The organism is Paucisalibacillus algeriensis (assembly GCF_000577245.1).
GTDB lineage: Bacteria > Bacillota > Bacilli > Bacillales > Amphibacillaceae > Ornithinibacillus.
Genome location: NZ_CBYO010000020.1, coordinates 38,931 through 62,939 on the forward strand (window position 1 = coordinate 38,931; position 24,009 = coordinate 62,939).

General features: G+C 37.0%; 29 protein-coding genes and 1 other RNA gene. 4 read left to right on the forward strand and 26 right to left on the reverse strand.

Annotation, left to right across the window (positions count from 1 at the left end):
- Positions 1-64: 64 nt before the first annotated feature.
- The 8 genes from TY11_RS14300 to metG all read right to left on the reverse strand — a co-directional run bounded on the left by TY11_RS14300 (position 65) and on the right by metG (position 7,996).
- Positions 65-412 carry an SCP2 sterol-binding domain-containing protein gene (locus TY11_RS14300; RefSeq protein WP_042147522.1) on the reverse strand — a complete coding sequence of 116 codons (348 nt, stop codon included), beginning with the start codon at positions 410-412 and terminating at the stop codon, positions 65-67.
- A gap of 157 nt (positions 413-569) precedes the next feature.
- Complete coding sequence (gene veg / locus TY11_RS14305) at positions 570-839, reverse strand: biofilm formation stimulator Veg (protein ID WP_042147525.1); 270 nt, start codon at positions 837-839, stop codon at positions 570-572.
- A gap of 274 nt (positions 840-1,113) precedes the next feature.
- Positions 1,114-2,007, reverse strand: coding sequence for a sporulation peptidase YabG (yabG, locus tag TY11_RS14310; protein ID WP_042147528.1), 894 nt, complete (start codon positions 2,005-2,007; stop codon positions 1,114-1,116).
- A 117-nt stretch (positions 2,008-2,124) separates the two neighbouring features.
- Positions 2,125-3,003, reverse strand: coding sequence for a 16S rRNA (adenine(1518)-N(6)/adenine(1519)-N(6))-dimethyltransferase RsmA (rsmA, locus tag TY11_RS14315; protein ID WP_042147531.1), 879 nt, complete (start codon positions 3,001-3,003; stop codon positions 2,125-2,127).
- Complete coding sequence (gene rnmV, locus TY11_RS14320; RefSeq protein WP_042147534.1) at positions 2,996-3,562, reverse strand: ribonuclease M5; 567 nt, start codon at positions 3,560-3,562, stop codon at positions 2,996-2,998. The genes rsmA and rnmV overlap by 8 nt, the downstream gene beginning before the upstream one ends.
- Positions 3,563-3,633: 71 nt before the next feature.
- Positions 3,634-4,815, reverse strand: a complete 1,182-nt coding sequence (locus tag TY11_RS14325) for a G5 and 3D domain-containing protein (RefSeq protein WP_042147537.1) — start codon at positions 4,813-4,815, stop codon at positions 3,634-3,636.
- A gap of 249 nt (positions 4,816-5,064) precedes the next feature.
- On the reverse strand, positions 5,065-5,835 hold the full coding sequence (locus tag TY11_RS14330; protein WP_042147541.1) for a TatD family hydrolase: 771 nt from the start codon (positions 5,833-5,835) through the stop codon (positions 5,065-5,067).
- A gap of 211 nt (positions 5,836-6,046) precedes the next feature.
- Positions 6,047-7,996 carry a methionine--tRNA ligase gene (gene metG / locus TY11_RS14335; protein ID WP_042147544.1) on the reverse strand — a complete coding sequence of 650 codons (1,950 nt, stop codon included), beginning with the start codon at positions 7,994-7,996 and terminating at the stop codon, positions 6,047-6,049.
- Between the two features lie 378 nt (positions 7,997-8,374).
- On the opposite strand from metG, the gene abrB reads away from it, so the two are divergent.
- Positions 8,375-8,650, forward strand: coding sequence for a transition state genes transcriptional regulator AbrB (abrB, locus tag TY11_RS14340; RefSeq protein WP_042147547.1), 276 nt, complete (start codon positions 8,375-8,377; stop codon positions 8,648-8,650).
- Between the two features lie 324 nt (positions 8,651-8,974).
- Positions 8,975-9,310: a L,D-transpeptidase gene (locus TY11_RS14345; RefSeq protein ID WP_042147552.1), complete on the forward strand. Its 336-nt coding sequence runs from the start codon at positions 8,975-8,977 to the stop codon at positions 9,308-9,310.
- Positions 9,311-9,388: 78 nt separating this feature from the next.
- Here TY11_RS14345 and rsmI read toward each other — a convergent pair whose 3' ends face one another.
- The 18 genes from rsmI to tadA form a co-directional block, all read right to left on the reverse strand.
- Positions 9,389-10,261, reverse strand: coding sequence for a 16S rRNA (cytidine(1402)-2'-O)-methyltransferase (gene rsmI, locus TY11_RS14350; RefSeq protein ID WP_042147555.1), 873 nt, complete (start codon positions 10,259-10,261; stop codon positions 9,389-9,391).
- Positions 10,239-10,532: a GIY-YIG nuclease family protein gene (locus TY11_RS14355; protein WP_042147558.1), complete on the reverse strand. Its 294-nt coding sequence runs from the start codon at positions 10,530-10,532 to the stop codon at positions 10,239-10,241. The genes rsmI and TY11_RS14355 overlap by 23 nt, the downstream gene beginning before the upstream one ends.
- Entirely contained in the window at positions 10,525-11,265 is a 741-nt protein-coding gene (locus tag TY11_RS14360) for a tRNA1(Val) (adenine(37)-N6)-methyltransferase (protein WP_042147561.1), read from the reverse strand. Before TY11_RS14360 ends, TY11_RS14355 begins: the two co-directional genes overlap by 8 nt.
- Positions 11,266-11,580: 315 nt before the next feature.
- Complete coding sequence (gene yabA, locus TY11_RS14365; protein WP_081755930.1) at positions 11,581-11,925, reverse strand: DNA replication initiation control protein YabA; 345 nt, start codon at positions 11,923-11,925, stop codon at positions 11,581-11,583.
- Positions 11,926-11,940: 15 nt separating this feature from the next.
- Positions 11,941-12,768 (reverse strand): PSP1 domain-containing protein, encoded by an 828-nt coding sequence (locus TY11_RS14370; RefSeq protein WP_042147565.1) that lies wholly within the window; start codon positions 12,766-12,768, stop codon positions 11,941-11,943.
- A 3-nt stretch (positions 12,769-12,771) separates the two neighbouring features.
- Positions 12,772-13,758: a DNA polymerase III subunit delta' gene (gene holB, locus TY11_RS14375; RefSeq protein ID WP_042147568.1), complete on the reverse strand. Its 987-nt coding sequence runs from the start codon at positions 13,756-13,758 to the stop codon at positions 12,772-12,774.
- Positions 13,759-13,790: 32 nt separating this feature from the next.
- Positions 13,791-14,231, reverse strand: a complete 441-nt coding sequence (locus tag TY11_RS14380) for a YaaR family protein (RefSeq protein WP_042147570.1) — start codon at positions 14,229-14,231, stop codon at positions 13,791-13,793.
- Between the two features lie 27 nt (positions 14,232-14,258).
- The gene (gene darA / locus TY11_RS14385) at positions 14,259-14,588 is read right to left on the reverse strand and encodes a cyclic di-AMP receptor DarA (protein WP_042147573.1); all 330 of its coding nucleotides are present in this window, start codon (positions 14,586-14,588) and stop codon (positions 14,259-14,261) included.
- Positions 14,589-14,601: 13 nt separating this feature from the next.
- Positions 14,602-15,237 carry a dTMP kinase gene (tmk, locus tag TY11_RS14390; protein WP_042147576.1) on the reverse strand — a complete coding sequence of 212 codons (636 nt, stop codon included), beginning with the start codon at positions 15,235-15,237 and terminating at the stop codon, positions 14,602-14,604.
- A gap of 14 nt (positions 15,238-15,251) precedes the next feature.
- On the reverse strand, positions 15,252-16,664 hold the full coding sequence (locus tag TY11_RS14395; protein WP_042147578.1) for an aminotransferase class I/II-fold pyridoxal phosphate-dependent enzyme: 1,413 nt from the start codon (positions 16,662-16,664) through the stop codon (positions 15,252-15,254).
- A 494-nt stretch (positions 16,665-17,158) separates the two neighbouring features.
- On the reverse strand, positions 17,159-17,353 hold the full coding sequence (locus TY11_RS14400; protein WP_042147581.1) for a sigma factor G inhibitor Gin: 195 nt from the start codon (positions 17,351-17,353) through the stop codon (positions 17,159-17,161).
- Between the two features lie 77 nt (positions 17,354-17,430).
- The gene (locus TY11_RS14405) at positions 17,431-17,697 is read right to left on the reverse strand and encodes a pro-sigmaK processing inhibitor BofA family protein (protein ID WP_042147583.1); all 267 of its coding nucleotides are present in this window, start codon (positions 17,695-17,697) and stop codon (positions 17,431-17,433) included.
- A gap of 111 nt (positions 17,698-17,808) precedes the next feature.
- Positions 17,809-18,033, reverse strand: a complete 225-nt coding sequence (locus TY11_RS14410; protein WP_042147586.1) for a YaaL family protein — start codon at positions 18,031-18,033, stop codon at positions 17,809-17,811.
- Between the two features lie 174 nt (positions 18,034-18,207).
- Complete coding sequence (gene recR, locus TY11_RS14415) at positions 18,208-18,804, reverse strand: recombination mediator RecR (RefSeq protein WP_042147588.1); 597 nt, start codon at positions 18,802-18,804, stop codon at positions 18,208-18,210.
- A gap of 46 nt (positions 18,805-18,850) precedes the next feature.
- Positions 18,851-19,171, reverse strand: coding sequence for a YbaB/EbfC family nucleoid-associated protein (locus TY11_RS14420; RefSeq protein WP_042147592.1), 321 nt, complete (start codon positions 19,169-19,171; stop codon positions 18,851-18,853).
- A gap of 30 nt (positions 19,172-19,201) precedes the next feature.
- Complete coding sequence (dnaX, locus tag TY11_RS14425; protein WP_042147595.1) at positions 19,202-20,887, reverse strand: DNA polymerase III subunit gamma/tau; 1,686 nt, start codon at positions 20,885-20,887, stop codon at positions 19,202-19,204.
- Between the two features lie 180 nt (positions 20,888-21,067).
- An RNA gene (gene ffs / locus TY11_RS14430) (signal recognition particle sRNA large type) lies at positions 21,068-21,333 on the reverse strand.
- 214 nt (positions 21,334-21,547) lie between these two features.
- Positions 21,548-22,030 (reverse strand): tRNA adenosine(34) deaminase TadA, encoded by a 483-nt coding sequence (gene tadA / locus TY11_RS14435; RefSeq protein WP_042147601.1) that lies wholly within the window; start codon positions 22,028-22,030, stop codon positions 21,548-21,550.
- A gap of 58 nt (positions 22,031-22,088) precedes the next feature.
- Between tadA and TY11_RS14440 the strand changes: the two genes are divergently transcribed.
- A complete protein-coding gene (locus tag TY11_RS14440; RefSeq protein ID WP_042147604.1) occupies positions 22,089-22,622 on the forward strand; it encodes a cysteine hydrolase family protein in 534 nt (177 codons plus the stop codon).
- A 93-nt stretch (positions 22,623-22,715) separates the two neighbouring features.
- Positions 22,716-24,008, forward strand: a complete 1,293-nt coding sequence (locus TY11_RS14445) for a glycoside hydrolase family 18 protein (protein ID WP_042147606.1) — start codon at positions 22,716-22,718, stop codon at positions 24,006-24,008.
- Position 24,009 lies beyond the last annotated feature (1 nt).

Consider the following 24,009-nt stretch of genomic DNA (forward strand, 5'->3'; position numbering starts at 1 on the left):
CCTAGTTTGTTCAAGCTTTGCGATTATAGCCAAGTTATATATAGGTAATTTAGGAAATCCTTTCTTAGAACTGGTATTGTTTTATTAAACTTTCCAATTTTAAGGCAAGTGTGATGTTACCATCAACCTTAAGTTTTCCTGTCATAAATGCTGTCATACTATTTAGATTCCCAGCTAAAAACTTTCTAAATACACCATTTTTCATTTTTAACGTACAATCCGGATTCCTGCTACCATCCTTCTTAATTGAAAAATTACCATCTTGAAATGTAAGTTGGTATGTTACGTTCTCATCCGTAATTTGTATTTCATAAGTACCCTTCATGTCTGAATACGGTTCTTGATTATTAGTCAATTTATTTTCTATTTCCTGCCAAACTTCTTTCATGGTTGTATTCTCCAATGCCCCCATTTTATTAATCCCCCCAGAGAATATTATTTAAATTATCAAATAATTATATTCGATAAAATGGTCTTTGCCAAGTTTTAGTTGGGGGCCAAACAATATTCATGTAGATAGAATAATTATTTACGATATATAAAAAAATAAGGATCAGTAATCCTTTAGGTTACTGATCCATTAGCGTTGCGCTCGCATGAAGGGTTTCATTGAAGTTTAATTCTACTGTTTCTGTTAGTACGTCTGCATAGCTGTATGAAACACGTTCGAAAGCATTTTCGTCTTGATCTAATTCAACAATAAATACAGAAGGATACGTTTCTGCTAGTACTCCCGTTCTTTCTATCGTCTTCCTTCTGCCGCCATTAGCTTTTAATGTCAATCGTTTTCCAATCTGACCTTCAAGACCTTGCTTGATTTCGGTTAATGTTTTAGCCAATACACTCCACCTCACTGTATTTATACTATAACATATGCTTGTATAAAAGTCAAAATAAAATCTTTTATTATAACAAGATATGTTTTTTCGTGTCAACAAGTAAATTTCATCTATTGGGTTTATTATTACAAAATATTGACAGATTATGTATCATTTTTTACAAATAGTTATTTATTTTAGTCTCTTATCTAGCTAAATCCAATAAGCATTTTAGAAAAATTGCATAACTGGAATAAAACCCGACTTACTTTTAGGAGTTAGCCGAGTTTTATTTTTACTGTTCTAGCGTTGATTCACTTGATTCTTGGTCACTATCTGTTAGATATGGTAATCCGGTACGAAGAAGCCCCCTTGTTTCTACTCCCCCCATACCTTTTTCTCCTGTCATCGTATTTCGTAGTGCATCCCACACATTTACCTTTTCCATAAATGGCGTATATGCTATTTTTGCGGCAATATATACAGGATCTAACGCATGAATGTTAATCCTTAATGGGGAGCTTGCAAAATTGGCTCCTGCACGTATTAGCGATTCAAAATGGGACTGACATGCTCCTGCAAAGATTACCAATTGATCAAGATTAGGAGTTACCTTTCTAGCCTCTCTAACAGTTTCTGCAAAATATTTTGAATGGCGATAGGCACGAATATCATCTTTTGCCCCTTTTGTTTTTGAAAAGGAATCATGTCCGGTAACGACGATAATATCTGGTTGAATTTTTTCAATTAAAGAACGAATATGAAAGGACATTTCTTTCTCATTTAGATGAACTCCATGAACTTGAATCCCCAGACGTTGATAAAGGGCGATACATTTTCTTAAGTACATCTGATCACCATCTAAGTGAAGTACTTTAGCTGGCAACTGAAAATAATCGGTATATTGGTAACCATCAGTTGATTGGTAATCTCGCTTTTCCTTCATTAGCTGATAATCTTGCCGAAATAAGCGATACGAAAATTCTTCCTGCTCTTGTCCTTTTTTCCTTCTCTTAACAAGGTCCCTTTCTTCAACCTTCACTAAGTCATCAAGAGGGGCATCTGCTTCCAATCGAATATCCTCACCATGCAGGATTGCCTTTTCCTGTTTCACCTCAGAAATTCGAAATAATAAATCATGATGATATGATTTCCTTGTCACTAATTCACCTTTAGTTCTACGCTCCATTTACACACCTCACAGCCTTCACTGAAGAAAAAGCATTCTCCTCTATAGACTATGAGCAAAGAGCCTTATACGTGCTTTATGTCCTAAATAAAAGGATGCCCGATTTGGACATCCCTTTTAATTCTGTAATTCATAAAATGCGTTAGCTAAAACACTAAACTCTTGCATATCTAATGATTCCCCACGTCTTGTTCCATCCATATCAATAGATTCTAATGTGTGATTAATCGTATCCTTATCCAATACCCCTTTAAAATGACTGGATAAATTATTTCGTAAGGTTTTCCTTCTTTGTGCAAAGCAAGCTTGAACAATGGTAAAAAAGTAATCTTCATCTTTTAAATGAACTGGTGCTTCACTTCGCAACACAAGTTTTAAAATAGATGAATCTACATTTGGTTGCGGCATAAATACTGTTTTTGGAACATTCATCACAACTTTTGCTTCTGTATAATATTGGATAGCTATCGTTAAGGAACCATAGCTTTTCGTATTTGGTTTGGCAGCCATACGATCTGCTACTTCTTTTTGAATCATGACGGTTATACTTTCAACTGGTAATCCCTCTCGTAATAATTTCATTAATATCGGAGTGGTTATATAGTAAGGGAGGTTTGCCACAATATGTATGGACTGATTTTCCTTAAAATTTTCATGGATAACCTGGTGTACATCTGCCTTCAAGATATCCTCATGCACAATTCGAATATTGTCATAATCCGATAATGTATCGTCTAAGATTGGTAGTAATCTTCCGTCGATTTCAAATGCGACAACCTTTTTGGAATGAATGGCAAGTTGTTCTGTCAAGGCTCCAATACCGGGTCCAATTTCAATTGTGCCTGCGTATTCATCAATTCCCGCATGACCAATAATATTTTTTAGTACATTCACATCTATTAAGAAATTTTGACCAAGACTTTTTTTGAAAGTAAAGCCATATTTTTTTAGAATCTCTTTTGTGCGTACAGGTGTAGCGATATATTTCTTATCCATGCATGTCCTCCTGCTCTATCTTTTGCATTGCCTCTTCAAATTGTGCCTTTGTTATTTGAAACATCGTTAAACGCTTTAGTAACTGCTTGCCATTAGTATGCCCGATTTGTAATAGCTCTCCAAGTTTTTCGCGTTTCCTACTAGCATTAGGGCCGCCAATTAACTGATAGTATATTAAATCTTCTTTTGTAATATCCGTTAGGTCTAACTCGGCTAATTCATATACATCCTTCAGAGCTTGTTGGATGGCTTCAACAGATGCATGTTCAATTCCAAGGCTTTTATTATTTGGATGCTTGGCACGTGCTTTATCTCTTGTTAAAAAGGCATGTTTACAGCCTGGTACTGCTTGGTCAATAATCTGCCTGATACGTTCACCTGGATAGTCAGGATCAGTAAATATGATAACGCCGCGTTTCTCTTTGGCATGTTTAATTTGTTGTAGTGTTTTTTGATTAATGGCTGATCCGTTAGTTTCAATTGTGTCTGCATCGACAGCTAATTTTATTTTAGTTGTATCGTCTTTACCTTCTACAACTATTACCTCTTTTATTTTCAATGGTTGTTCCTCGCTTTATGCAAAATAAAATATGCTCTTACCACTATACCATGGCAAGAGCATTGATTTCATTAGTCTAAAATTATTACTTTAACTTTTCTTACGCCCCATTTGTATGCATCGGACTTTGATGGTACATGGACGTCGATACGCATACCACTAATATTACCACCGGTATCTCCAGCAATTGCTTCTCCATACCCTTCCACCCAAACTTTTGTACCGAGTGGAATAACACTTGGATCTACAGCAATAACTTTCATATCCGGATTTGCTTTTAGGTTAATACCAGTAGCAGTATAACCAGAACACCCATCACAAGTTGCAGTAAATGCACTTGCAGTCATGGTATATTCTTTTCCATCACTAGCCGAAAGTGTAACTAAATTTTGAGGTTCCTTTGTTCCAATAGCTACAATTCGATTTTTACTTTCTTTTGTTACTTCTTCCGCTACTAATTCACGATTTACTTCTTCTCCGTTTTCATATGTAACTTCATATGTTTTTACAACGGAACCGTCTTCTCCTGCTGCAATTACTTGCTCTTTACCTTTAGCGAGAGAACTATCCTCACGTGTCTCTGTTTTAAAAGCAATGGAATCAGTAACTTCTTCTTTCTTCTTTTCAACTCGAACAATAGAGATAGTGGTATCCTTTGAGATAGCCTGATCTAGAGCTGGTTTTACATTATCAAGCTCTGAAAGCTGAATACCATTGGACTTTAATAATTCTTTAACAGAACCGCCAGTTGTCCATGCCTTCTTTTCCTTTCCACCATCTTGAATCACAACTTGATATGCTGTTGAGATAGAAAGGCTGATACCATTTGTAATTTCATCGCTTAATTGGAGAGAAAGGTCATCATGTTCAGAGACAGATAGATTTTGGTCCTTTAAGAAATCCGCTACTGTATCTTCAACTGTAAAATATTCTTTTTCTTTTCCATCGATGGTTACAATAACTTTATTTGCTTTTTTATATTCAATCTTCATTCCATCTGCAATCTCTGCATGTAATTCATGCGATAGTGCATCATGAACTCCAACTTTAATTCCTACTTCTTCTAGTAGTTCTTCAACTGTATCAGCATGTGTTCGGGTGGTTCTATCTTCTCCATTTTCAGCAAATACTACTTCTTTCTGTGTTGCATAAAATAGCATTACACTAGCAAATGTTAAAAGCACTACAATACCAATACATGAATTAACCAGCATCCGTTTCGAGGCCGGCAATAGCTTTGAAAGAATTCGCATGCATCTTGCCTCCTTATTCGAATTGATTATATAGACAGTATTATGAAATTGTAAATGTTTATAGGATTACGGTTATTTTACAATTTGATTACACAGGGGATAAAAGCATGTTTCATAAACATGACAGAATAGGGTTAAACTCTTGTTATCACTAGCTTTAAGGCAATAATAAAAGACTAGAAATTTTTCTAGTCTTTTTGGTCTAAAAAAGTGAACAAATTATGTTTCATTTAGTTAAATTTGACTATTTCATTGGTTAATCTGAAATAATGCACATGCATTTTCAGTTGTTTTTTGGCTCAATTCTTCAAAAGAAATCCCTCGTAATTCTGCTATTTTTTCTGCTACTAACTTTACATATGCAGGTTCATTACGTTTTCCTCTATTTGGATGTGGAGCTAAAAAAGGTGCATCCGTCTCAACAAGAAGTCGATTTAACGGGACTTCTACCGCTACTTCTTTAGGTAGAGGAGCATTTTTAAATGTTACAGGACCACCTAACGAAATATAAAAGTTCATATCCAGACAGGTTTGTACATATTTTACAGAGTCATTATAGCAATGCATAATTCCTCCTACTTCTTTAGCGTTTTCTTCCTGAAGAATCTCTATAATATCCTCTGTTGCTTCACGATTATGAATTATGATTGGCATTTTTACCTTTTTTGCTAATTGAATTTGCTTTCGGAAAACTTCCTTTTGGATATCTTTTGGTGATTTATCCCAATGATAATCGAGACCCATTTCGCCGATGGCAACAACCTTTGGATGGTTGGATAGCTCTTCAATCCATTCGAGATCTTTGTCTGTCATATCGATTGCATCAACTGGATGCCAGCCTACTGCTGCGTATATAGTTTCATATTGTTCCGCGATTTCAATTGCTAGTGGAATGGTTTCTCGGTCGAAGCCGACTACAACCATGTATTTTACCCCTGTTTCAAAAGCGCGCTTGATTACTTCGTCTCGATCTTGTTTGAATTGTTCTGCGTTCATGTGAACGTGTGTGTCGAATAACATGTAAATTTGTCCTTTCTATTAGAAAAGGTCAGGATTCTACATGTTTTGTAGTATGCTGACCTCATTCATGTTTAAGTTCTTTTATCAAACCCGCCTCCCGAATACACTCCGCTTTCCTGCGGGAGTCTTCGTGTATTCGGGACGCTCAGTGCAATAATTTTATTAACCTAACTTAGCTAACATAGTAAACAATAACAATTCTTATAAGACTCTATTTAACAATAGAACCGTTTGGTAGAGTTTGTTCTACTGTTGCTAGGGATAGGTTTCCTTCTGCATCTTCGCCGGATAGGATCATTCCTTCTGACATTTCTCCACGTAGTTTGACTGGTTTTAGGTTGGTTACGCAGATGACTTTTTTGCCTATCATTTCTTCTGGTGTATAGAATTTAGCTATTCCTGAGATAACTTGTCGTTTTTCGGTTCCTAAATCAAGTTGAAGTTTTAGTAATTTATCGGCTTTTTTCATCTTTTCCGCTTGGAGTACTTCTGCTACTCGCATGTCTAACTTCATGAAATCATCGTAGACAATTTCTGCTTTTCTGTCTGATTCTGGTTCTTCCTTTTCTTCAGGCTTAGGCCTTTGCATCATTGCTTTAATTGCTGCAACTTCTTCCTCTACATCTAGTCTAGGGAATATTGGAGCACCTTTTTCCACCTGTGTTCCGGCTTTAACCTGCCCTAACTCATAGATGCTCTCCCATTCTTTTAATGTTTCATCTTGAATACCTAATTGTTTGAAAATCTCAACTGGAGCTTTTGTTAAGAACGGTTGAAGCATGACAGCAACAACACGTAGAGAATCTGCTAGATGAGCCATAACATTACCAAGTCTTGCTTTATTTGCTTCATCCTTCGCTAGTACCCATGGCTCTGTTTCGTCAATATACTTATTGGTACGACTAATTAATTGCCAGATGGAGGATAAGGCAACAGAGAATTGCATATTTTCTAATGAATCTTCAACTTGCTTAACCGTTTCATTAATCGTTGCCTCTAATGACTCATCGACTTCTGTTTCTCCTAAACGGTATTCAGGAAGTTTTCCATCAAAGTACTTTTCAATCATTGCAACAGTACGGTTTAACAAGTTCCCTAAGTCATTCGCTAGGTCAAAGTTAGTTCGATCAACAAAGCCTTCTGGTGTAAAGACACCATCAGATCCAAATGGAACTTCACGTAATAAGTAATAGCGTAGAGCATCTAAACCGTAACGGTCAATTAAGCTTACTGGATCAACAACATTTCCTTTTGACTTAGACATTTTACCGTCCTTCATCAAAATCCAACCGTGAGCAAATACCTTTTTCGGTAGTGGCAAATCAAGCGCCATTAACATAATTGGCCAATAAATCGTATGGAAACGGACAATCTCCTTACTCATTAAATGGACATCAGCAGGCCAGTATTTCTTGAAGTTCTCATCATCTTCCGTACCATATCCTAGCGCTGTAATATAGTTACTTAGGGCATCAATCCATACATAGATAACATGTTTTGGATCACCTGGAACTTTAACGCCCCAGTCAAATGTCGTTCTGGAAACAGCTAAATCTTCGAGTCCCGGCTTAATGAAGTTATTTAGCATTTCATTTTTACGGCTTTCTGGTTGTATAAACTCTGGGTGTTCATCATAATATTGTACAAGGCGGTCCACATATTTACTCATCTTAAAGAAATATGATTCTTCTTTAACCATTTCAACCTTTCCACCACAGTCTGGACAATGACCATCAACTAACTGGCGCTCGGTAAAGAAGGATTCATCAGACGTACAGTACCAACCTTCATATTGATCTAAATAGATATCACCTTGTTTAACTAATTGGTCAAATATCTTAGCAACAATCTTTTTATGACGCTCCTCCGTTGTACGGATAAAATCATCATTGGTTATCTCCAGTTTTTTCCAAAGGTCCTGAATCCCACTAACAATCTCATCCACATATTCTTGCGGAGAAACTCCTTTTTCTTCTGCCTTACGTTGTATCTTTTGGCCATGTTCATCCGTACCAGTTAAGTATCGCACATCATAGCCACGCATCCGCTTATAACGGGAAATTGCATCCCCTGCTACTGTAGAATAAGCATGTCCAATATGTAATTTACCACTTGGGTAATAGATTGGAGTTGTTATGTAAAATGTCTTTTGTTCACTCATCAGAATGCCTCCTCGAATCCTTTTATGATTCTTCTATTGTATCGATTTTCACCGTAGATTTCCATTTTTTCTTATTAGCAATGTCTCTTCTATCTTGAATTATTAGCGATTAGCACTTATTTTAGACACCTTGCTGTTTGGATATATTTTACTTTTAATCACTATATTGGAATATATATTTAATTTTTAACAGTTTTTTGGTTTATTTTGGTTCAAAACTGGGTAGATGAAGAGAGAAATACTGCTAATTCATAAAATTTTCCTATTATTTATTGTATTTCATCAACAGAATTGACAGTAGGGGAAAGGTTTGCTAATATAGCAAAAGAAATATGTCGAAAAGTGACGAAAAATGAAATTTAGGAGGAGGGGAAACATATGAAATCTACTGGTATTGTAAGAAAGGTAGATGAATTGGGAAGGGTCGTTATTCCGATTGAGCTTCGTAGAACACTAGACATTAACATTAAGGACCCTTTAGAAATTTATGTAGATAATGATAAAGTCGTATTGAAAAAGTATCAGCCTAATATGGCTTGTCAGATTACTGGGGAGTCTTCTGACGAAAATATTTCATTGGCAAATGGGAAAATTGTTTTAAGTCCTGAGGGAGCGAAACAATTAATTAATGAAATCCAATCTCGTTTTAATTAAGTAGTATACCTGTGATGATACAGTTGTAATAAGCTGTTGGGAGCGATTCTGAAATGCCCCTAACCCTTAGTAGGAAACACAAATCAATTCTATATTACAAGAAATTTTTCCTATAAATCATTAGAAAAAGAAAACATTCGCTCATCATTTGCGAATGTTTTCTTTTTTCTATCTAGGTATGGTCATGTTTATACTTTTCTAAAAAGAGACATGTGTTTTTACTAATTTTTTTATTATTGTCATACTTACTCGCTCAGATCTTAACTGTTAATGAACAATCGCCTGATATTCCACATACGATATTAAAAAATGGAGTGGATTATTATGGTGAAATGGATTAACGTTTCTACATCACGACATCAATTAAAACTTTTCGATGGAAGTGAACTTATTAAGACTTACCCAATAGCAGTTGGAAAGATGGTAACACCGACACCTTTTGGCAGTTATAAGATCATCAATAAACAACCTAATCCTGGAGGGCCTTATGGAGCATTTTGGATGGGTTTATCAAAACCTCATTACGGTATTCATGGAACCAATGACCCCTCTTCAATAGGTAAGGATGTGTCTCTTGGATGTATTAGGATGTTTAACCATGATGTTCTGGATTTATCGTCTAGAGTTCCTATTGGTACGGATGTTGTTATTCGCAAATAACTGCTTAGTGAGATTATAGGTCCGTTAATGTGCAAGTTTTGTATGTTAATTATGTACGAAAGTTGATTTTAATTTACATTACTCAATATGGTAAGCTTGATATACTTCTCTTTTTGGAATGTCCCTGTCTTTCGCTACTTGTTTTATGGCATCCTTACTTGATAAACCTTTTTCATTGATGTAATGGTCAACATGTTTAGGAATTTCTAGATTACTCCACCAAATCTCCAATTCCTCTATCAACTCTACCGAATTACCTTCCACCACAATGCAAAATTCACCTCTCGGTTCATGTTGACTTACCCATTCGATTAATTCTCCTGTTGTACCACGAACATATTCTTCAAACCGCTTTGTTAATTCACGCGCAATGGCTATGTTTCTGTTCCCAAGTTGCTTTTGAATTGCTTTTAATGTGTCTTTTACCCGGTATGGTGACTCATAAAAAAGAAGTGTTGCTTTGTATCTTCCTAGTCTTTCTAGTTCTTCCTCTTTTTCCTTCTGCTTCCGTGGTAAAAAGCCGTAAAATAAAAACTCCTTATTTGGTAATCCCGACCCAACTAATGCACAAAGGGCGGCATTGGCACCAGGTAAAACAATGACGGAGAGATTCTTTTCTATTGCTGCTTTAACAATCTCGTAACCTGGGTCAGAAATAGCAGGCATGCCAGCATCACTTACTAAAGCAATAGATTCCCCATTTTGAAGTTTCTCGAGTAGTTGGTCTTCACGCCCAAGTTTATTATGTTCATGGTAACTAATAAGGGGTGTAGAGATTTCAAAGTGATTAAGTAGTTTTATGGTATTTCGGGTATCTTCTGCGGCTATAACCGATACAGACTTTAGAATAGAAAGTGCACGATATGTAATATCCTCTAAATTACCAATTGGTGTTGGAACAATATACAATGCACCTTCATCACGATTCTCAAAGCTCTTTTGAACTATCATATCTCATGACCTCTTTCAACTTATCTCTTATCAATTCAAACTTACCTTTACGAGATAATTGTTTAATCTCATATTCCCGCTTCATTGCTGCTTCCTTTGTCGGGAACTTTTCCACAAACATTACCTGAAAAGGTCCACGACCACGTGTATATTTCGCACCTTTTCCTGATTCATGCATTTTCAAACGATTTTCAAGGTCATTCGTATAACCTGTATATAATGAGCCATCGCTACATTTTAGAATATATACGGTATGTTCTTGATCAGTCATAAATAATCTCCTTTGCTTCATCTGTGTAGGTGCCATCCTCATTATAAATATATAACGGTGGCAAGATATGTAAATCCGCCTTTCCATCCCGAATTCCTTCTACTAACAACATATTTGCTTCTCTGCCCTTTTTCGGATAAACAAGACGTAAGCGCTTTGGTTCTAGTCTAAAGCTGCGAAATGTTGCTACTATATCAACTAGTCTTCCAGGACGGTGAACCATCGCCACTTTCCCACCAGGTTTAACATGTAATTTGCACGCTTTAACCGCATCCTCTAATGTACAGTAGACTTCATGTCTTGCAATGGTTAAAAATTCATTTTGATTATGTTCCGTACTTGAAGGTGTTTTAAAATATGGAGGATTACAAGTGACCACATCAAAGCTTGATTGACTTAACTCCCCTTTTAAATTCCGAATATCACCTTGTAGCATGTGAATTTGATCTGTTAAATGATTATGCTCCACACTACGTTTAGCCATATCAATAATACGTTCCTGTAGCTCTACGCCAACGATATTAGCACTCGTTTTCCTTGATAACAGAAGCGGAATAGCCCCATTACCACTACATAAATCTAAAATAGTACCTCTCTTAATCGGTATAGACGCAAAATTAGCTAATAATACTGCATCTAGAGAAAAAGAAAATGCAGTAGGACTTTGAATGATTTGCATACCTTCATCTGCAGTCAAGTAGTCAAGCCTCTCATCATCATATAATTGAACCATATGTATAATTCCTTTCTAGTATGTAAAATAATTATATCCTTTTCTATATTGGGTGCATCCTTCTCAGGTTTGGGTCGATGCTCCTCGAGCTCGGGGGGTGTCCTCGTCACATTCGGGTACATGATCCTCGACCTAGGCTGTATCCTTTTCACGTTCGGACATTTGCTCCAGACTCAAGGGCGCATCTTCATCGAGTTCGGGCATATGCTACACAATCTTAGGCACATCCCCACCACGTTTTAAGCCCATGCTTCGAGTTTGGTAATAGTTAAAAAGAAAAGCTGTCTGAACAAATCCAGACAGCTACATTATACGTTATTTAGTTTTGCTAAGAAAATCTAAACAAAACATACAATCTTCGTTTCTTCTTGGACTGCCAAATTCCAAATTACAAATATGGAATCCCTCTTCATACAATCTAGCTAGATTATCGTAGCCCTCACTTGGAATTTTCGTTATTTCGATGCTATCACCATTACTATCTTGATCGGTATCAAATCCGTCTAAACGATTTCTTAAATGATGGTTTTCCATTTCAAGGCGATGATTTTCTTCTAGCAAGTCACTTAGCCTTCCTTTTAAGTCACCAAGCTGTTCATATAATTCACCAATTTGTTTTTCCATATCTGATACTTGGTCAAATATTTTTCTCTTTTGCAATTTCGACTCACTCCATTATTCTTGGCGCTGAGCTGTCACAATTCCTTCTTCGATGAGTTCATCCAAGGTATATTCAATAACACGTTCTTTTTCTGGGACTTCAATTTGAATAACACGATCAAGAATATTAAGACCAACGACATGTCCTTCTCCATGAGGAGTTTTAACATGCTCTCCTAAATCTGGTAGTTCACGTTTTGCTTCTTCATATTCATCATTTTCATATTTTAAACAACACATTAATCTTCCACATAAACCGGATATTTTAGCCGGATTAAGTGATAAATTTTGATCCTTTGCCATTTTAATGGATACAGGCTCAAAGTCACCCAAAAATGTAGAACAACAAAGCATTCTGCCACAAGGTCCTATTCCACCTAGCATTTTTGCTTCGTCACGAACTCCAATTTGTCTTAGTTCAATTCGTGTTTTAAACATCGCAGCCAAATCTTTTACAAGTTCACGGAAATCCACACGACCATCTGCTGTAAAATAGAAGATAATTTTATTTCGGTCAAATGTATATTCCACATCCACTAGATTCATATCTAATTGATGTTCCTCAATCTTATCAGAGCATGCAACAAATGCCTTATCCGCATATTCCTTGTTTTCCATAACAGTTATTTTATCTTTATCAGATGCTGTTCGGATAACTTTTTTCAACGGAAGAACAACATCTTCTTCATCTACCTGCTTGTTGGCAATAACAACCTTACCAAATTCTATTCCTCGGACAGTTTCTACAATAACATAACTATCTAACTCTATATCTTGCCCAGCTGGATCAAAATAATATATCTTACCCGCTTTTTTAAAGCGAACACCAATTACCCCTATCATATTTCACCTCTCAATTTGAAGTGTAACCTGTTCCATCACAAGTGTCGGATGGACATTTTGCTTCAATTTTCTTTTTGCGTCTAGTAATCCATGTAAAATAGAAATCAGTTTTTCTTGTGAAAAATACATACTGAGACGCTCTAGTCGCTCATCTTGTTGAAAGAACACTAGTGATTCTTCATTACCAAGATGGGAATATAATATATCTTTAAAAGCTAAAAGCAATAAATCGATACCTTGTTCGATTTTGATTCTCTCTTTAAAATGTTGTAACCAATGATTATGTATAAATAAATATACATCATTTGAATTATCTGTAAATGTTTCTATTAATTGTACCACTAATTTTCTTGCTTCGGCAAACCACTCGTCTTGGCTCCATTCCATGGCTTCATCAAGATTATTAGTAAGTGCACTCATTAGTTTTGCACTTGCTTCATTTAATCCTGATTCTATTAACTTCTCCTGGAACCTACGGGCATTTAATGGCTGTAAATCGATATTCTGACATCGAGAACGGATGGTTGGTAAAATTGATTGGCTATTCTCGGTCAGCATAATAGCGGTAGTTTTTTGGCTTGGCTCCTCCAAAAACTTTAGAATCCGATTAGCCGCATTCGCCGTTAATGTTTCAGCGCCTTTTATCATATAAACTTTCTGATCTGATTCAAGACCAGAATAGGTAAATTCCTTTTGTAAATTTCTAATCTGTTCAATTTTAATAGATTGGCCATCCGGCTCAATCCAATGGACATCAGGGTGATTATGCGAATCAATTCGCTTACATGCATTGCAAGTCAAACATGGATTAACTCCATCCAGATTCTCACAAAACAAGACCTTAGCAATTAATACAGCAATTGCTTCCTTTCCGGTTCCACGTGCACCTTGAATTAAATAAGCATGTGAAATGCGGTCCTTCATAATACTATTGGTAATAATTTTACTAACCATTGGTTGTACTTCAGCTACTTCAGACCACGTTTTCATCCTAATCCCTACCTATTTTAGTGCTTGTCCATTTACGTATATAAATTAATCAATAGACCCTTGATCTCACCAATGAGTCCTAATAAGTCTACTGTCTTCTTTTCTTGACTCATAATTTCTTCTGTTAATTCCATAAGTTTTTCATCGATTTGCTTAACTAGTGTTAAGTTTCTACTACTACCGGTATAACTAAAACTAAGAGACTTTTGTAAGTCCATCCCGTTTGAAACAGCTTCTTCTAAAAACCGCTTAATTAGTCGTTTGAATTTCACTAAATCTTTGAATGACCTGTATCGTGCTAGACGATCTCCTTGAAAGGTAATATCTTGCATTAATCTCTGTAACTCTGCATGCTGCATTTTTTTGGTTTGGGACTGAACTAAATTACCGAATGTTGGATGATTGGATTCTCTAGTACGAATATTCTTTTGTGATGTATCCACCTGTTTTAACATTTCTTGACTGATTTTCACGAGCTCAGCCCCCTTTCCATGATGTCATTAAAATTGAAAAAATGATTCGATTGGTAGTACAAAAACAGTTGCTCCGCCTACCTCAACCTTCACAGGCCTTGGAATATAGGAATCTGCATTTCCACCCATAGGTGAGATTGGTGCTACCATTTGTTCACGCTGAGAGCAGTTTTCTTTAATGATTTGCAGTACTTCATCTACATACTCATCTTCACAACCAATGATTAATGTGGTATTTCCCTCTTTTAAAAATCCACCTGTTGTTGCAAGCTTTGTAGACTGATAGTTATTCTTTCCAAGTGCATCGGTTAATCGATTAGAGTCTTTATCCTGAATAACTGCCATGACTAGTTTCATACACTAACCCCCTTTACTCTATTGTATTTAGAAATTGGGTTATTAATGATAGGCTGTCTTCTTCCACTTTCTCAAATGTTTGATCTGCATTAATAACATGGATTCGTTCTGGAAAACGCTCGACTAGTAAGTGATATGCCTCATATACCTTTTCATGAAACTCAATATTTTCCAAATCCAGGCGATTTCGCTCACGATCCTTGTTTACAGCAATTCGCTCTAAACCTTTTCTAGGCTCAATGTCGAAAAACAACGTTAAATCTGGCATTGCATTATGGATTGCAAATTGATTTATACTAAATACTTCATCAATCCCTAAATCCCTTGCATACCCTTGATAGGCTAAACTACTATCAATAAAACGATCACATAATACAATTTTTCCCTGCTTTAATGCCGGTAAAACCTTTTCAACTAAATGTTGTCTTCTCGCTGCGGCATATAAAAGTGCTTCAGTTCTCCCATCCATTGCAGTATGTAATGGATTTAGGATGATATTGCGTATTTTCTCTGCTATATCAATGCCACCGGGTTCCCGTGTCATTACTACGTCATACCCAATATCACTTAATTTATTTACTAAAGAATGTAAGATAGAAGTTTTACCTGCTCCTTCCCCACCTTCAAACGTTATAAAATAACCACTCACTTAATCCTTCTCCTTTAATCAAAAACCTGGATGCCTTGTTCCATACCCTGGTGTTGAATTGTTGCTCCTTGCTTTATTAAATGCTGAATCAGCTTAATCTGTTCTTCTGTTACACGTTCCCCTTTTAATATAACAGGAACTCCTGGTGGGTAAGGGATAACCGCTTCTGCAGCAACATAGCCTATTGCTTCCTTAAGTTGCACCCTTTTTCTTGGGAGTTGGAACATTTCATGATAGCTCAGTGCCAATTCTGTCATAGGCTCTTTAAATAAGTTGCTTACCTCTATTGTAGCATGATTTGTAAGATATTTATATTCTTCGTTGAAGCTTTTCACGATATTTTCAATTCGCTTTGACTCCTGAAAAACTGTTAATCCATGAATGAATAAAACTTGCTTATCAGTTGCTAGTTCTGGATACACATGATGCATCTCAAAAAAATCCGCTAGTTCAAATCCGGATAACCCACTCTTTACCTGTATTGTTATTTTTAATGGATCATTGGTAGGGATGACCTGCCAATGTTGTCCCTGCTCAAGTACATTGCTTAATCTATTTGCGCTATCTAAGATTGCGTCTACATCTTCTTTGGAAAGTGTTGCTAAATAGGACCTTGCGATATCTAATGATGCCATTAATGGATAGGATGGGCTACTCGACTGGAGTATTTGTAAATAATGAGCAACGCTATCTTTAGAAATTATAGTTGAGTTCACATGTAAAAAGGATGCCATTGTCATCGCTGGAGCCATCTTATGTGCTGATTGCACAACAATATCAGCTCCTAATGTTAATGCAGACTTTGGAAATGGATCACCAATAGAAAAATGAACGCCATGTGCTTCATCCACTAACACGGGAATATTATATTGATGTGCTAAAGCAATTATCTTTTGAATATCATAGGTTTTTCCAAAATAATCCGGATAAGTTAATACTAATGCTTTTGCATCTGGATGACTTACAATTGCTTGTTCTACTGTTTGATAGTTTGGTGCCGTATAATGATGAACAGATTCATCAAACGCTGGACTAATAAAAATTGGCTTAGCGCCACTTAATTCCAACCCATTCATTATCGATTTATGACTATTTCGCTGAACTATAATGGTATCCCCAGGAGTACAAACCGATAAAATCATGGCTAAGTTTCCCGATGTACTACCACCAACCAAAAAAAACGTATGCTCTGCACCAAAAAAATCTGCAGCTAAATCCTGTGCTTCCATTATTGCCTCATGTGGTGCATGTAAATCATCCAAACTAGTTAATTCCGTTACATCAATAGGTAAGATAGATTCAAAATATGGTTTTGCTGCTTCTAAAAAGACAGCACCATTCTTATGTCCAGGAACATGAAATGAAATAGGATTTTCTTTAGTAAAATTGATAATCCGTTTTAATAACGGCATTTTATAGTGATCCATGATTAATTTCCTCTCCAAAGCTAATAAATAGGTTTGTTCTCTAAAAGATTGTATTTTCCTTTTAGTTTAATCTAACGGATAGTAGATGGGAACTGCGCGGTATCTAGTGTTATTAACACATGGTTAATGTTTATAGTGGAACTATACCGCTCCGGCAGAATACTCCGCTTTCCACGGGCCCGGCCTCAGCCTCCTCGAGGAAAGTTCGCCTCTGCGGGGTCTTCGGACACGTGCTATTTCCGTAGGAGTCTCAGTATTCTGCCTGCGCTAGTTTATGCTTTCTAAATTTAAGGTAGCAAATGATTTTTGTATTGGTTTTGAGTGCATTTAATTTATTTCACTCAACATTTCCGTAGCGGGTATGTTGCTCAGTCCAAAATGCTACCATGCAGTCTCCTTAAATAAAATAGCAACAATACGAAAACAGTCTAAAAGTATCATAACAACAAAAAAGGCCTTTGCAAAAAAATAATGCAAAGGCCATTACGATAAATCTATGAAAATAGAGTAGGTTGATTAATATTTTTTAATTTTTCTAGATAATAATTATATTTTTCCTCGCGAGGCTCTGTATGAATCATATTGTACTCGCATTCTGTGCAAATAAACATATTGTATAGATGAATTCCGCGGTGCTTTCTTTCCTCACAAATCCCACAACACTCTAATTCTACGATTCTTTCTTCCATTTTCCCCACCTCCGTTAAAACTAGTAATTAGTTTGTCCAACTTTAACGGAAGCTATACTTCAAATCTTTGAAAACTTTTAAGGAAGAATAATTAGATGAATAGCAGCAAGACTTGCGACGCCAAATAATCCTAAAAATCCAGATACAACAGCAGTAAAAATATTGATTGGAATATGCAAGCCAAATGATCCACCAATTACATTAAAAAAGAATAAAAACAAAATTCCAATTCCTAATTTCACCGTCCCATTCACGAGAAAACGCATTGGTTTAAATGAAGTTCCGACAATTAGTAATAAGACAATAACTGCCACCATGATAGAAATAATGACTGTAGGCTCCATCTGAAAATCAACTCCTTTTAACTTGTCCCTTATATATGTAAATATGACTTGGGGCGAGAAAAAAGAACTAAAAACAAAAACACCTACAAAAATAATGTAGGTGTTTCCGTCTTATTTACTATACCTAATTGCACTGATTTTACGGCGCCTTGCTTCCCTTAATAAAAATAAATACTTAGACTGAGCAATTTTCTCTGTGCTTTTCCCCTCGAATGTTGGCTCAATGGATTTTTCGACGATGGACCTAATCTGTTTCCACTCGTGTTCGATGGAGAAGATAGCATCAAGTAAAAGCTCATCAACCTCTCGCTTTTGCTTTCTTTTCTTTCTTCCCACTTTAGTCACCCGACTTTACAGTATGTGTTCAAAAAGGAGGATGAAAAGGACCGAGCAGTTCGAGGCGGCGTAGCTTTGAAGACCGGAACGTATGCAATAGATGCGTGAGGACCGGAAAAGCAAGCCAACGAAGAAATGCGAAGTGTCATTTTCACCGGACTTTTTGAAAATCCTCTACAGTTCTCTCCTACCCTCTAACGCTTTTGATAATGTAACCTCATCTGCATATTCTAAATCGCCACCAACTGGTAAACCATGTGCAATACGTGTTGTACGGATTCCAGAAGGCTTTACTAAACGCGAAATATACATCGCAGTTGCTTCTCCCTCAATATTAGGGTTTGTTGCTAGGATAATTTCATTCACTTCTTCGTCCTTTAAACGATTTAACAAATCTGGAACATTTATGTCCTCAGGACCAATTCCATCCATTGGTGAAATTGCACCGTGGAGTACATGGTATTTACCATGGAACTCCTTCATTTTCTCCATGGCAATAACATCTTTCGGATCTTGAACGACACAAATCACTGAATTGTCTCTTGTTGAATCAGAACAAATTGCACATGGATCCTGGTCTGTTATATGACCGCAAACAGAGCAATGTGTTAATTCACGTTTGGCATTGACCAGTGAATTAGCAAATTCAAGTACATCATCATCTTTCATATTTAACACAAAAAAAGCCAGACGAACAGCCGTCTTCGGCCCAATACCTGGCAATTTTGTAAAGCTATCAATCAGCTTTGAAATCGGTTCTGGATAATACATGGTGTTTCCCCCTTAGAAAAGCGTAAGGCGCCTGGAGCTAGACAGATTAGAACATTCCTGGCATGTTTAATCCTTTTGTAAATTGACCCATTGTTTCATTCGTTTTATCATCAACTTGCTTTAATACATCATTTGTTGCTGCAAGAATTAAATCCTGAAGCATATCGATGTCATCTGGATCGACAACTTCCTCTTTAATATCCACATCAAGAATTTCCTTTTTACCATTTGCTTTAACAGTTACCATTCCACCGCCAGCAGATGCTTCAAATACCATTTCATATAATTCATCTTGTGCTTGCATCATTTTCTTTTGCATTTTTTGCATTTGCTTCATCATATTGCCCATATTTCCCATACCTTTCATGGAAAACGCCTCCTTTAAAGTTAAGTAATATTAGTCATGTATTTCAATCAAGTCATCTCCAAAAAGCTTCCTTGCTTCTTCCACTACAGGATCTCCACTAGCTTCTTCCCCTGCATTAGATGGCTCTTGACTTTTCACATATTCATTTCGAAGTTCTTGCCAATCCTGGCTTGGAATTGGAATAATGGTTAATGGTTTATTTAGAATACTTGTTAAGATAGATTCTACTAATTCGCGATTATCCATAAAAAGTGAACAATGAATCTCATATTTAAATGCTACTACAAGTGATGAATCAGATGCTGCAGCTGGTTTTGCATCTTGAATGGTTGCATGTGCTGGAGCACTTGTTGATTTAAGCTTGCTAAGAAAATTAGCCCACTGTGATTGTACTTCCTTCAGGGCTTGCTTCTCTGCCTCTTTTAGCACATTACGGATTCGCTCAAAAGGAATTTTATAACTATTTTTAGATTTCGTAGCTGTTTGTCTTTTCTTTTCAGGCTGTGGTGCTTGCACGCCCCCAGAAGGTGTCTGTTTTAAAGTAGCAATCTCTTTTTCAAGGTGTGCTAATTTTTGCGTTAATTGCATGACTGCTTCTGAAGATACGGAATCCGATGTTTGAGGCGTATCTTCATAACGATTTGAAATTGTAATAATGGCAATTTCAATAAATACCTTTGGATTATTAGACCATTTCATTTCTTGCTGACATTGATTCAATTGCATAATTGCATGTTGTATCCATGTTTCCGGGACATTTGATGCAAGTTGCTGAAAAGCATCATCAATAATTGCCCTCTCTAAAATCCCTTCTAAGGATGGTGCGCTTTTATACAGCAATAAATCTCGTAAGAAATAAATGATATCATAGACAAATCGTGCTGGATCTTTTCCGTTTTGAATCAGTTGATCGAGCATTTTTAATGCTGATTGAACATCCTTCTGGTGCATGGATGCCACGATATCAGTTAGAATCTTTTGAGAAACTCCACCGGTTACAGCAAGAACATCCTCTAATTCAACACTTGTTTCACTATAGGAAATGGCTTGATCCAGAATACTAAGAGCATCACGCATTCCACCTTCTGCAGCTAATGCTACCGCATCAAATGCTTCCTTCTCTACCGAAACACTTTCTGCTTCAACAATTGTTTGCATACGTTCCACTATTGCTTGATTTGGGATGGGTTTAAAGTCGAAACGTTGACAACGAGAAATAATCGTTAATGGTATTTTATGCGGTTCTGTCGTTGCTAGGATAAATACTACATGCTTTGGCGGCTCTTCTAATGTTTTCAATAATGCGTTAAATGCATTTACTGAAATCATATGGACCTCATCAATAATGTAGACCTTATATGGAACGGCACTAGAAGCATATTTAACATTTTCGCGAATTTCACGAATATCATCAACACTAGTATTGGATGCAGCATCGATTTCGATGACATCTGAAATGGAGCCGTCGCGAATGCCTTGACATGCAGCACACTCATTACATGGTTCTTTGACTGGAGCATGTTCACAGTTGATTGTTTGAGCAAAAATTTTGGCAGCACTTGTTTTACCAGTTCCACGGGGACCAGTAAACAAATAAGCATGCGAAAATTTTTCCTGAACAATTGCATTTTGTAGTGTTCGTGTTATATGACCTTGACCTACAACATCCTCAAAAGTTCTCGGACGCCATGTACGATACAATGCTTGATAGCTCATAATCGATTCCCCTCATTGATTTCTATCTAATTATACCGATTTTACGTTCGAATGTGAATGATAATGAAAAAGAAATCCGGAATATGCTTTATTAATTAGTGGGATATTGTTAGAGGATCATAAAGATACGACAAAGCCTCTTGTATAAAACAAGAGGCTTTTTACATTTGAGTATGTATGCCGTGCACCCACCGTCGATGAAATGACCCCATGCGTTACTCAAGTTCATGGCTCGGTTTAGGTGACCCTGCGGCACACAGAGATAACCACTTACTGCTGCTTCCTTCCGGACCTGACAGGGTTCGTGGGTCTCTGTTGCGCAGGACCTAAACGTCAACACCAATCCCTTGAGGCAGACCATACGGCCATCCACCTCGTGATGGGAATTCAGCCTCGCTACAGCGGATTGCGAGTACAGGGCACCGCTACCTCCCCGCCTAGCACGGTAATATCCATTATAACATCTTATGTAGGAGAGCGCAAGGTGCCGTTCAGCGACCTACGGACTGGACTGAGCCATAGGAGATAAAGGAAACACGACGACTGAAAGGAGTCGATGTTGACTTATCGTACGGAGGTGAGGGAAGTCTCGCTAGTCGCTGGCACCTGGAGCTTGACAGAGAAAAAATCAATGGAGAGTCAGTAGATAATATCTGGAAACTAGTGTTTTTTCTTTTCCCGCAAGGCTTTAAAAAAGTTGGTCAGAAGCTGACTACATTCTTTCTCCATTACGCCTGAAGCAACCTCTACCTGGTGATTAAACCGCTTATCATTAAGTAGGTTCATCAGTGTTCCTGCACAACCTGCTTTCGGGTCCCCGGCCCCGTAGACAACTCGCTTTATTCTGGATTGTACAATGGCACCAGCACACATTGGACATGGTTCTAGTGTTACAAATAAGGTACAATCCTCTAAACGCCAACTACCAATTTTTTTATTGGCTTGTTGAATAGCAATTAGTTCAGCATGGGATAATGTTTCTTGTGATAGCTCCCGCACATTAAAACCACTAGCGATGACTTCATCTTGATAAACTATAATCGCACCAATGGGTACTTCATTCTTTTCCAAAGCTAATTCTGCCTGCTCAATTGCTAATCTCATATATTGCTCATCCGTCACTACATCACAACTCTCTTGCATAATCTATTTTTATTTTATCAATACTACTAACCCATAGTGTCTAGGAGGTGTACATCATTTGGAAAATCATTATGCTGATACTGCCATTATATTTATAGATGTAATCAATGATTTTCAATTTGATGGAGGTGATAAACTACTTTCTCACACAGAGGAAATCCTACCAAATCTAATTAAACTACGCCATCTTGCCGAAAAACTTAAACTTCCGATTATTTATGTTAATGATCATTATGGCTTATGGACATCAGATGCCAAATCCATTGTAGAGCACTGTATGAATGAAGCAAATGGACATATTATTCAACAAATAAAGCCAAAAGCAAATGATTACTTTTTCATTAAACCACAGCATTCTGCTTTTTTTCAAACCCCACTCAAATCACTCTTAGATGAATTAGAGAAAACACAACTTATATTAGCTGGTATTGCTGGGGATATATGTGTGCTATTTACTGCGAAAGATGCATATATGCACAAATTTACGATGCACATTCCAAAAAATTGTATGGCATCAGAAGAAAAGAATGGGAATGATTACGCACTTTATTTAATGGAATCCGTAATGAAAGCGAAAATCACTCCTATTTAAAAGAGACATAAGGTACATGCTCCCTTCATAAATTTGTATATAGAGACATTCGTTCAAGTTTCGACTTGAATCTGATTTTTAAGGAGGGAGAAAATGCAAATTCATGTAGTCGCACAAGGTGATTCTATATTTTCTATTGCTGGAACATATGGTACAACCGTGGATGCCGTAATAAATGCAAATGAATTAGATGCCCCAAATCAGCTTGTTGTCGGGCAAGCATTAGTAATTCCAATCGTTGGGCGCTTTTACTTTGTTCAACCGGGCGATAGCTTATTTTCTATTGCAGCCCAATTTGGCCTATCTTTTCAAGAGCTTGCAAGGATTAATAATATTCCTGTCAATAGTCCCCTCAATGTAGGGTTACGGTTATATATTCCACCAGGTCAAAAACGGGATATCGTTTCTAATGCTTACATTGAACCTATCGGAGGTACCGTTTCTCAAGCTTTAGAAAATGCCGCACGTAAAAATGCTCCATATTTAACTTACCTTGCACCTTTTAGTTACCAAGTAAATCGTGATGGAAGCTTGGCTGCCCCACCACTAAATAATTTCAAGGAAATAGCAGATGCCAACAATGCTAATTTAATGATGGTTGTGACCACACTGGAAGAAGGAGCCTTTAGTGCAGAGTTAGGGCATATTGTTGTTACCGTACAAGAAGTACAGAATAGGCTACTGGATAACATTGTTAATACCGCTCAACAAGTTGGGTTCACCGATGTCCATTTTGATTTTGAATTTTTACCACCAGAGGATCGAGATGCTTATAGTTCTTTTTTACGTAAAGCTAAGGATAGGTTATCTGCACAAGGGCTGTTAATGTCTAGTGCACTTGCACCTAAGGTTAGCGCAACCCAAGAAGGGGAATGGTATGAAGCACATGATTATGGTGCACATGGTGCAGTGGATGACATGGTTGTACTGATGACGTATGAGTGGGGATATAGTGGTGGTCCGGCGATGGCTGTCTCACCAATTGATCAGGTCCGTCGGGTTGTTGAATATGCGCTTACTGAAATGCCTGCTAATAAAATTTTATTAGGTCAAAATTTATATGGGTATGACTGGACATTACCGTATGTTCCAGGTGGAGAGTATGCTCGTGCCGTAAGCCCGCAACAAGCCATTGCAATCGCTCGTGAACATAATGTTCCGATTCAGTATGATACAACAGCACAGGCACCATTTTTCCGTTACACGGATGCAGAAGGTAAACAACATGAAGTTTGGTTTGAAGATGCACGCTCCATACAAGCAAAATTTGATTTAATAAAGGAACTTGGGCTACTTGGAATTAGTTATTGGAAGTTAGGATTAGCATTTCCGCAGAATTGGTTATTGTTGCAGGATAATTTTAATATTGTGAAGAGGTCAGGTTAAG

What these genes read in the sequence shown, in the direction of transcription:
- TY11_RS14370 (WP_042147565.1), bottom strand. Translation starts at nt 12,768, where the DNA reads ATGATAGGGGTAATTGGTGTTCGCTTTAAAAAAGCGGGTAAGATATAT.
- TY11_RS14420 (WP_042147592.1), bottom strand. Translation starts at nt 19,171, where the DNA reads ATGAAAGGTATGGGAAATATGGGCAATATGATGAAGCAAATGCAAAAA.
- yabG (WP_042147528.1), bottom strand. Translation starts at nt 2,007, where the DNA reads ATGGAGCGTAGAACTAAAGGTGAATTAGTGACAAGGAAATCATATCAT.
- TY11_RS14345 (WP_042147552.1), top strand. Translation starts at nt 8,975, where the DNA reads ATGGTGAAATGGATTAACGTTTCTACATCACGACATCAATTAAAACTT.
- rsmA (WP_042147531.1), bottom strand. Translation starts at nt 3,003, where the DNA reads ATGGATAAGAAATATATCGCTACACCTGTACGCACAAAAGAGATTCTA.
- TY11_RS14445 (WP_042147606.1), top strand. Translation starts at nt 22,716, where the DNA reads ATGCAAATTCATGTAGTCGCACAAGGTGATTCTATATTTTCTATTGCT.
- TY11_RS14405 (WP_042147583.1), bottom strand. Translation starts at nt 17,697, where the DNA reads ATGGAGCCTACAGTCATTATTTCTATCATGGTGGCAGTTATTGTCTTA.
- tadA (WP_042147601.1), bottom strand. Translation starts at nt 22,030, where the DNA reads ATGCAAGAGAGTTGTGATGTAGTGACGGATGAGCAATATATGAGATTA.
- TY11_RS14330 (WP_042147541.1), bottom strand. Translation starts at nt 5,835, where the DNA reads ATGTTATTCGACACACACGTTCACATGAACGCAGAACAATTCAAACAA.
- metG (WP_042147544.1), bottom strand. Translation starts at nt 7,996, where the DNA reads ATGAGTGAACAAAAGACATTTTACATAACAACTCCAATCTATTACCCA.
- dnaX (WP_042147595.1), bottom strand. Translation starts at nt 20,887, where the DNA reads ATGAGCTATCAAGCATTGTATCGTACATGGCGTCCGAGAACTTTTGAG.
- TY11_RS14325 (WP_042147537.1), bottom strand. Translation starts at nt 4,815, where the DNA reads ATGCGAATTCTTTCAAAGCTATTGCCGGCCTCGAAACGGATGCTGGTT.
- TY11_RS14395 (WP_042147578.1), bottom strand. Translation starts at nt 16,664, where the DNA reads ATGGATCACTATAAAATGCCGTTATTAAAACGGATTATCAATTTTACT.
- recR (WP_042147588.1), bottom strand. Translation starts at nt 18,804, where the DNA reads ATGTATTATCCAGAACCGATTTCAAAGCTGATTGATAGCTTTACAAAA.
- TY11_RS14300 (WP_042147522.1), bottom strand. Translation starts at nt 412, where the DNA reads ATGGGGGCATTGGAGAATACAACCATGAAAGAAGTTTGGCAGGAAATA.
- TY11_RS14400 (WP_042147581.1), bottom strand. Translation starts at nt 17,353, where the DNA reads ATGGAAGAAAGAATCGTAGAATTAGAGTGTTGTGGGATTTGTGAGGAA.
- TY11_RS14360 (WP_042147561.1), bottom strand. Translation starts at nt 11,265, where the DNA reads ATGGTTCAATTATATGATGATGAGAGGCTTGACTACTTGACTGCAGAT.
- holB (WP_042147568.1), bottom strand. Translation starts at nt 13,758, where the DNA reads ATGAAAACGTGGTCTGAAGTAGCTGAAGTACAACCAATGGTTAGTAAA.
- rsmI (WP_042147555.1), bottom strand. Translation starts at nt 10,261, where the DNA reads ATGATAGTTCAAAAGAGCTTTGAGAATCGTGATGAAGGTGCATTGTAT.
- abrB (WP_042147547.1), top strand. Translation starts at nt 8,375, where the DNA reads ATGAAATCTACTGGTATTGTAAGAAAGGTAGATGAATTGGGAAGGGTC.
- darA (WP_042147573.1), bottom strand. Translation starts at nt 14,588, where the DNA reads ATGAAACTAGTCATGGCAGTTATTCAGGATAAAGACTCTAATCGATTA.
- TY11_RS14355 (WP_042147558.1), bottom strand. Translation starts at nt 10,532, where the DNA reads ATGACTGATCAAGAACATACCGTATATATTCTAAAATGTAGCGATGGC.